The organism is Bacteroidales bacterium, assembly GCA_035299085.1.
GTDB lineage: Bacteria > Bacteroidota > Bacteroidia > Bacteroidales > UBA10428 > UBA5072.
In genome coordinates, this window is the sequence record DATGXG010000003.1 from 1 (window position 1) to 7,471 (window position 7,471).

Consider the following 7,471-nt stretch of genomic DNA (forward strand, 5'->3'; position numbering starts at 1 on the left):
TAACCCCGCGCAACTATAAATTTTCAAGATTGTTTCAATTACTAACATTGTAGCAATTCAAAAAATTATAGGAGGAACGGCATGAATACTCTGATTGAATTATTGAATTATGGCCAGAGTTATTGGCTTGATAATCTTACAAGAGATAAAATTACCAGCGGTGAGTTGGAAAAAAGAGTGAAAGAACAGGGTTTGAGGGGAATTACTTCTAACCCAAGCATCTTTAATAAAGCCATTACCGAAAGTGACAGTTATGATGACCAGATCAGGTCGCTCAGTAGTCAGGGAAATACGCCTGAACAGATCTATGAAGCGCTCACCGTTAAGGATGTCCGTGATGCCTGTGATATTCTCAGACCGGTTTTCGATAGCTCATCAGGAATTGACGGATTTGTAAGCCTTGAAGTTTCTCCTCACCTTGCGCGTGACACAAAAGGTACAATTGACGAAGTTCATCGCCTCTATTCTGCTGTCGGCAGGCCTAATTGCTACATCAAAATTCCGGGTACAGCTGAAGGAATTCCGGCAATTGAACAGATGCTGTATGAAGGAATCCCTATCAACATAACCTTGCTTTTTTCAATTGAAAGGTATACCGAAGTTGCTGAAGCTTATATCAGGGCAGTAAGTCGCCGAGTTAAAGAAGGATTGCCCGTTAATAAATTAGTGTCAGTGGCAAGCTTTTTTGTCAGCAGGATTGATGTCCTCATTGATCAGTTATTGAGAAAGAACCCGTCATCAAATACAAAAGATGTTCCAAACCCTCAATCCTTAATTGGCAAAGCAGGTGTTGCAAGTGCCAGGCTGGCATATAAACGCTTTAAGGAGTTGTTCAGCACCGACCTTTGGAAGCAATTAGAGATGAATGGTGCGCGCGTTCAAAGACCTCTTTGGGCCAGCACCGGCAATAAAGACCCATTGTTCTATGACCTGAGGTATGTGGAAACACTTATCGGTCCTGACACGGTAAATACCCTGCCTGATGAAACCATTACAGCGCTTGCCGATCATGGGAAATTAAGACGTAACTCCATTGAAGAAGAGTTGAATGAGTCACACCAACTATTTGTTTGGCTTTATGATTATGGCATTGACATGACTGCCATTACTAAGCAGCTTGAAGAGGAAGGAATTGTCAAATTCAATGATGCCTATGATAAGCTGATCGACAGCCTGGCGAAAATCAAAGTTAAAATAAGCTGAGCAATGGAAAATCAGCTTTTTGATTTTGGAATGATAGGCCTGGGAACCATGGGTAGAAACCTGGTTTTTAACATGTGCCATCATGGATACTCTGTTGCAGGTTATGATAAAGACCAGTCAAAGGTTACTGATCTCCAGAATGAAAAAGGAACGTATAATCTTTCTGGAATCAATGATCTTTCGCAATTTGTGCAATCACTGAAAATGCCCCGCGTAATTCTTATGCTTGTACCTGCGGGACCTATAGTCGATTCAGTGATTGATGAACTCCGGCCATTGATTTCAGAGAACGACCTCATCATTGATTGTGGTAACTCGCATTTTACAGATACTGATCGCCGAATTACGGCTCTTTCAAAAGAACATATCCATTTTATGGGTATCGGCATTTCGGGCGGTGAAACAGGAGCACGTTTCGGACCAAGTATTATGCCCGGAGGCAACAAGGAATCCTATGAGAGAATTGCTGCTATGCTCAGTGCTGTCGCAGCAAAAGTCGATGGCGATCCATGCGTAACTTTCATTGGCAACGGTTCTGCAGGCCATTATGTTAAAATGGTCCATAATGGGATTGAATATGCCCTGATGCAGGCTATTGCTGAATCATACCAGCTTCTTAAAGAAATCGCAGGATTGGGAAACAAAGAGTTACACGATGTTTACCAAAAATGGAATAAAGGTGTCCTTAAGTCATATCTTATTGAGATAACCGCTGCTATTTTCAGTCAAAAAGATGATGCCGGTGAGGCGGGATATTTGATAGATAAAATCCTCGATAGCGCACACCAGAAAGGAACCGGCAAATGGATGTCGCAAAATTCAATGGATATTCAGGTTCCTGTTCCCACAATTGATGCAGCTGTGGCAGCGCGTGATCTCTCAGCATTGAAGGATGAAAGAAAAACCATATCGCAAAAATTAAAAGGACCGGCAAAGGAACCGTCTGCCACTAAAAGTGATTTCATTGATCAGGTGGAAAAAGCAATCTGCTTTTCAATGATTACAACTTTTGCCCAGGGTATATCGCTGCTTCAGCGGGCGTCAGCCGTATATGAATACAATGTTAATCCCGCAGAAGTTTTGAAAATATGGAGGGGCGGATGCATTATACGGGCGGCCGTTCTTAATGATCTTATTGTTGCCTTTAAAAATAATACCGGCTTAACAAATCTGATGCTTGATAATCAAATCGCTTACAAATTAATGGAATTACAAAAATCCATACGAAATATACTTACAACGGCAATCGCAAATGGTATTCCAGTCCCTGCACTTATGGCATCAATGGCATATTTTGATGGCTTCAGGACTGAGCGGCTGCCTTCAAATCTCATTCAGGCACAGCGTGATTTTTTTGGGGCCCATACTTATGAACGCACCGATCTGAATGGAACATTTCACACTCAATGGGACCAGGAGAAATAAGATGGAACCAATTTCAACTCAAACACCTGCAATAATTGTCATATTTGGCGCTACTGGAGACCTCACATGGCGTAAACTCATTCCCGCCATCTATAATTTATTCCTCGATAACTGGATTCCTGAAAAATTCTATGTACTTGGAATTGGCCGCTCTTTGCCTGATGAAATTAAATTCCGTGACAGGCTAAGGGAGGGCGTAGATAAATTCTCCCGAAGAGGAAAATCCAATGTTAAGGATTGGAATGCATTTGCCGAATACCTCCATTTCCACCAGGGTGAATTCGATAACAATGAATTATACGACTATATAGGAAGGCAGATTGCCAAACTCGAAAAACAATGGAATGCACCTGTTAACCGGGTGTTTTACATGGCTGTTCCTCCGCAGTATTTTACTGTAATTGCTACAAAGGTTGGTAAAAAGGGACTGGCGAAGAATGCACTTATGTCGCGAATAGTGATTGAAAAACCATTTGGCCATAACCTGGAAAGCGCTATGCAACTCAATCACCAGCTTCATACACTCTTTGATGAGTGCCAGATATACCGGATTGACCATTACCTGGGAAAAGAAACCGTACAGAATATACTGGCTTTCAGATTTGCCAATGCCATGTTTGAACCATTGTGGAACAGGAATTATATTGAACAGATACAAATTACCGTTTCAGAGCAGCTGGGTGTTGAAAACAGGGGTAATTATTATGAAACCGCAGGTGCTTTGCGCGATATGATTCAAAACCACATACTGCAACTACTGTGTTTGATAGCTATGGAACCTCCTGTTTCATTTAATGCCGATGAAGTAAGGAACCGCAAGGTTGATGTGCTGAATGCCATCAGAAAATTAAAACCTGATGAAATCAACAAATTCACTGTCCGTGGGCAGTATGGTGAGGGATGGATTGAAGGGAAAAAAGTACCCGGGTACCGGCAAGAGCCTGATGTTAACCCCAATTCAGGCAAGGAGACCTTTGCAGCCGTTAAGTTGTTTATAGATAACTGGCGCTGGCAGGGCGTTCCTTTCTACCTCCGCACAGGCAAACGTCTTAATGAAACCATCTCCGTTATAACTATTCAGTTTAAACCTGTTCCCCATCAACTATTTGAATCTGAAACACTATTAGACTGGCAACCCAACAGGCTCATTATTAATATTCAGCCAAACATGGGAATCCGTTTGCAATTTCAGGCAAAGCAGCCCGGACTTGAAATGCTGCTTTACCCTGTCGACATGCTTTTCAGGTATAGCAAATCATATACATCAGGAACGCCGGAAGCTTACGAAACGTTGCTGCTCGATGTACTAAGCGGTGATTCAACCCTGTTCATGCGTGCCGACCAGGTTGAATCGGCATGGCGCATACTCATGCCAATAATCAATTTATGGGAGAAAATCCCACCGGTTTATTTCCCAAACTATGAAGCCGGAAGTCATGGTCCACAGGATGCTGATGCATTAATTGCAGCCGCAGGTCATAATTGGATGGTAATTCCCCTTTCATCCGATGAATGAAAAGAGTTAAATGAAGTAAATGAATAAGCAATAAATCAGGGCATCACCTCCACAGAGTATGAATCGGCTGAAAAATGTAAAAGTGTTTGATACAGCACGTGAACTGAATGAAGCAGCAGCCCGGTTTTGCTTAAACATTGCAAATGAAGCGATAAGTAAACGGGGCCGCTTCACCTTTTGCTTGTCAGGTGGCAGTACTCCCAGGGGTCTCTATGCCCTGTTGTCATCAGAACCCTGCAAAAATAAGTTTCCATGGAATAATACCTTTCTCTTTTGGGGCGATGAGCGATGTGTACCTTTTCAGGATGGACGCAACAATGCCCACATGGCCTATGAAACACTGATTGATAAAGTAGCCATTCCCGGCTCAAACATCTTTCCAATACCGGTAGATTTACCGCCATTTGATGCAGCGCAGGAATATGAACAGACAATACTTCAATTTTTTGTGGAAGAACAACCTTGTTTCGATCTGATCCTCCTGGGATTAGGAGAAGATGGCCATACTGCATCTTTATTCCCCGGAACGAGTGTTCTCAATGAAAAGAAACGCCTGGTAAAAGAAGTCATTGTTGACGACGACCGGTTAAACCGCATCACTATGACGGCCCCTTTGATCAATATGGCACATCATATACTGTTTCTTGTTTCAGGTGCCAACAAAGCAGAGATCCTTTCAAAAGTTACAACAATCAGTACTCAACCTCCACAATTTCCGGCACAACTGATAACCCCTCAAAATGGCGACTTAACCTGGTACGTAACGCTGAACAAAAATATGAACGCTGAACGCTGAAGAATTTTACGTCTCTGATTGTTTAATATATAAAAGCGTATACAAAATGAAAGCCATTAACTTGTTGATTTTGATATCTTTAGTTACACTATCAGCCTGCAAAAAGGATGATGATGATAATGGAGATGGTGGTATGATGGATATGAATTATAATCCCGTACTGGATACTGCTAATTTTGTCGATAGTGTAACAAATGTTTATTTCCCGCTTAAACCGGGATCGGTTTATAAATATAAAACCAATGCAGAAGATGGGTTGGAAGACAATGTTGTTACAGTACTCGACTCAGTCAAAGTCATAATGGGCATAAATTGCACTATTGTGCACGATGTTGTTAGCATTGAAGATCAGGTTACCGAGGATACTTACGATTTTTACGCACAGGATCTTGAAGGTAATGTATGGTACATGGGAGAAGATGTAAGTAATTATGAAAATGGAGTACTTCAGGATAAAGAGGGTTCTTTTGTGGCAGGCACTGATGGTGCCAAACCCGGCATCATCATGTTCCGTTCACCTGTTCCTCAAATGCCTTACCGACAGGAGTATTCACATGGCCATGCTGAAGACTGGGGAAAAATGATTGCCGCACATGTTTCTGTTTCAACAACTTTTGGCAACTTCGAGCAATGTATTAAAACCGCCGACTGGAATGCACTTGAGCCCGATGCTCCTGTGGAGTACAAATATTATGCACCCCATGTTGGATTAATAAAGGAAGAAATTGAAGGCACGGATGAAGTAACTGACCTATATTATTTCTCACGCTGAAAAAAACGTCGGGGTCCAGAACCCCAATCCATCGAAGTTTTACTTTATTATTTTTGCCTTCTTACTGGTGACTTTCAAAGCTGTATCACAAGATACTCTTAACCTGGTGCCACCTTCAAACTTTCAGGCATTTTTATAGGACAATATCGTTCAATTGTCGTGGCAGTCTCCAGTCGACACATCTTCCTCAACTGGAAAGGTAAGGAAAAGTACACTTGACAGGGGAGGCAAAAACTTTGAACATTGAACACTGAACTTTGAACTTTTCAATCTCAAATTTCAAATCTCAAATTTCAAATCTCTAGTTTTCGCTTATTTCATAGTCTTCCTCGGAATGGTACTCAGCACACTATCAACCGGTTCCCATAATTCAATTTTATTGCCGTCGGGGTCCATGATGTGGATGAATTTGCCGTAATCGTAGGTTTCCAGGGTGTCAAGGACTGTCACGCCATTTTTTCGCATATTCCTTATGAGTCCCTCAAGATTCTGTACCCGGTAGTTGATCATAAATTCCTTCTTCGACGGGCTCAGGTATGAATTGTTTCTGCCAAACACAGCCCAGCTCAGGTAGTTAACCTGTTCAGGATTATTGGCATCCCTGAATTCAAACACCGAGCCGTACCTGTCGACTTCAAAACCCATATTCTGCTGATACCATTTATAGGTCTCCTTTGGATTATCAGAAACAATAAAAACCCCGCCGATTCCTGTTATGCGAGGGGTAGTATCGTTTACCGGATGTGTAACCTGTGAGGTGACAGCATTGGAAAAAGCAATCAGGACTATAATGGTAGATAGTGTTTTTAACATAGGTTGTAAGTTTATGAAACGATTGGTAGTGTATGGCAAATATAATTGATTCTGCGCTGCGATATGACGAGTGCTTTCTCTCCGCTTAGTCCAAGCGGGAACTGTTTATTTTCCTTTCGTACTTCTTTGTCTGCGCTACAACCCTTCGACTGCTTCGCGCTCAGGGGGGACATAAGTACCAAGAAAAAGCGCCGGCTGGACTATTCCGGCTAAATTTTGGTGGTGAAGCCTAAAATATTTAAACTTGACCTTCTAATGGCCTGGCATTGTCTTGACATGCATCGGCCTTCCAATTCTCTTTAATTTAGTGTGAACGGTCTTATATGCTCCTCCTGCCCGGGCAGTTACTTGTCTTTTCTCCTTCAGGTGTCTTCGAACAGTAAATATTTTTTAACAGCTCCACCGCCAAAATTCATCTTTTCAATAATGCTCTTACCCTGTTGGGTACTTATCTTCTCAATTGTAATTAAGCCTGCATAGTCCTATGCCGTTAAAGATTCAAAATTCTAAATTCAAATTCAAAATTGGGGGATTGACTAATTTCAAATCTCAAATTTCATTTATCTCTCAAATAAATTAAAACCACTTTTTCCTTCGGTTGCTGTGTGAAGCAAAGCGCAATCGAAGTGTTCCTTTTTACTTTTTATTTTTACACTAGGGTAAAACCCAATTTTATTGTCATATAATAAAGTGATTTCATATTCACATATAAAAAGATGGTTATGTCGAAGTTTTACTTTATTATTTTTGCCTTCTTGCTGGTGACTTTCAAAGCAGTATCTCAGGATACGCTTAACCTGGTGCAACCTTCAAACCTTCAGGCTTTTTTACAGGACAATATAGTTCAATTGTCGTGGCAGGCTCCAGTCGACACAACTACTTCAAATGATACCATTCCTCCAGGATTGTCAGGCTACCGCATTTATTGCAACAATGTGCTAATTGG

Annotated in this window: 7 protein-coding genes; 6 read left to right on the forward strand and 1 reads right to left on the reverse strand. The window is 41.5% G+C overall.

Going from position 1 to position 7,471, the window contains the following annotated elements:
• Positions 1-81 precede the first annotated feature (81 nt).
• From tal to VK179_00740, 5 genes are read left to right on the forward strand one after another with little or no spacing between them, the layout of a single operon-like run.
• A complete protein-coding gene (gene tal, locus VK179_00720) occupies positions 82-1,203 on the forward strand; it encodes a transaldolase (GenBank protein HLO57240.1) in 1,122 nt (373 codons plus the stop codon).
• A 3-nt stretch (positions 1,204-1,206) separates the two neighbouring features.
• On the forward strand, positions 1,207-2,628 hold the full coding sequence (gndA, locus tag VK179_00725) for an NADP-dependent phosphogluconate dehydrogenase (protein HLO57241.1): 1,422 nt from the start codon (positions 1,207-1,209) through the stop codon (positions 2,626-2,628).
• Position 2,629: 1 nt separating this feature from the next.
• A complete protein-coding gene (gene zwf / locus VK179_00730) occupies positions 2,630-4,144 on the forward strand; it encodes a glucose-6-phosphate dehydrogenase (protein HLO57242.1) in 1,515 nt (504 codons plus the stop codon).
• Positions 4,145-4,202: 58 nt separating this feature from the next.
• Positions 4,203-4,940 carry a 6-phosphogluconolactonase gene (pgl, locus tag VK179_00735; protein ID HLO57243.1) on the forward strand — a complete coding sequence of 246 codons (738 nt, stop codon included), beginning with the start codon at positions 4,203-4,205 and terminating at the stop codon, positions 4,938-4,940.
• 46 nt (positions 4,941-4,986) lie between these two features.
• Positions 4,987-5,712, forward strand: coding sequence for a hypothetical protein (locus VK179_00740; protein HLO57244.1), 726 nt, complete (start codon positions 4,987-4,989; stop codon positions 5,710-5,712).
• Positions 5,713-6,024: 312 nt separating this feature from the next.
• Here the strand turns inward: VK179_00740 and VK179_00745 are convergent, their stop codons facing one another.
• Positions 6,025-6,525, reverse strand: coding sequence for a VOC family protein (locus VK179_00745; GenBank protein HLO57245.1), 501 nt, complete (start codon positions 6,523-6,525; stop codon positions 6,025-6,027).
• A gap of 722 nt (positions 6,526-7,247) precedes the next feature.
• On the opposite strand from VK179_00745, the gene VK179_00750 reads away from it, so the two are divergent.
• Positions 7,248-7,471, forward strand: a 224-nt coding sequence (locus VK179_00750) for a hypothetical protein (GenBank protein HLO57246.1), incomplete at its 3' end; no start/stop codon positions are given.

Excerpts from the sequence above, each read along its gene's own strand:
- zwf (HLO57242.1), top strand. The coding sequence starts at position 2,630 with ATGGAACCAATTTCAACTCAAACACCTGCAATAATTGTCATATTTGGC.
- VK179_00740 (HLO57244.1), top strand. The coding sequence starts at position 4,987 with ATGAAAGCCATTAACTTGTTGATTTTGATATCTTTAGTTACACTATCA.
- VK179_00745 (HLO57245.1), bottom strand. The coding sequence starts at position 6,525 with ATGTTAAAAACACTATCTACCATTATAGTCCTGATTGCTTTTTCCAAT.
- pgl (HLO57243.1), top strand. The coding sequence starts at position 4,203 with ATGAATCGGCTGAAAAATGTAAAAGTGTTTGATACAGCACGTGAACTG.
- gndA (HLO57241.1), top strand. The coding sequence starts at position 1,207 with ATGGAAAATCAGCTTTTTGATTTTGGAATGATAGGCCTGGGAACCATG.
- tal (HLO57240.1), top strand. The coding sequence starts at position 82 with ATGAATACTCTGATTGAATTATTGAATTATGGCCAGAGTTATTGGCTT.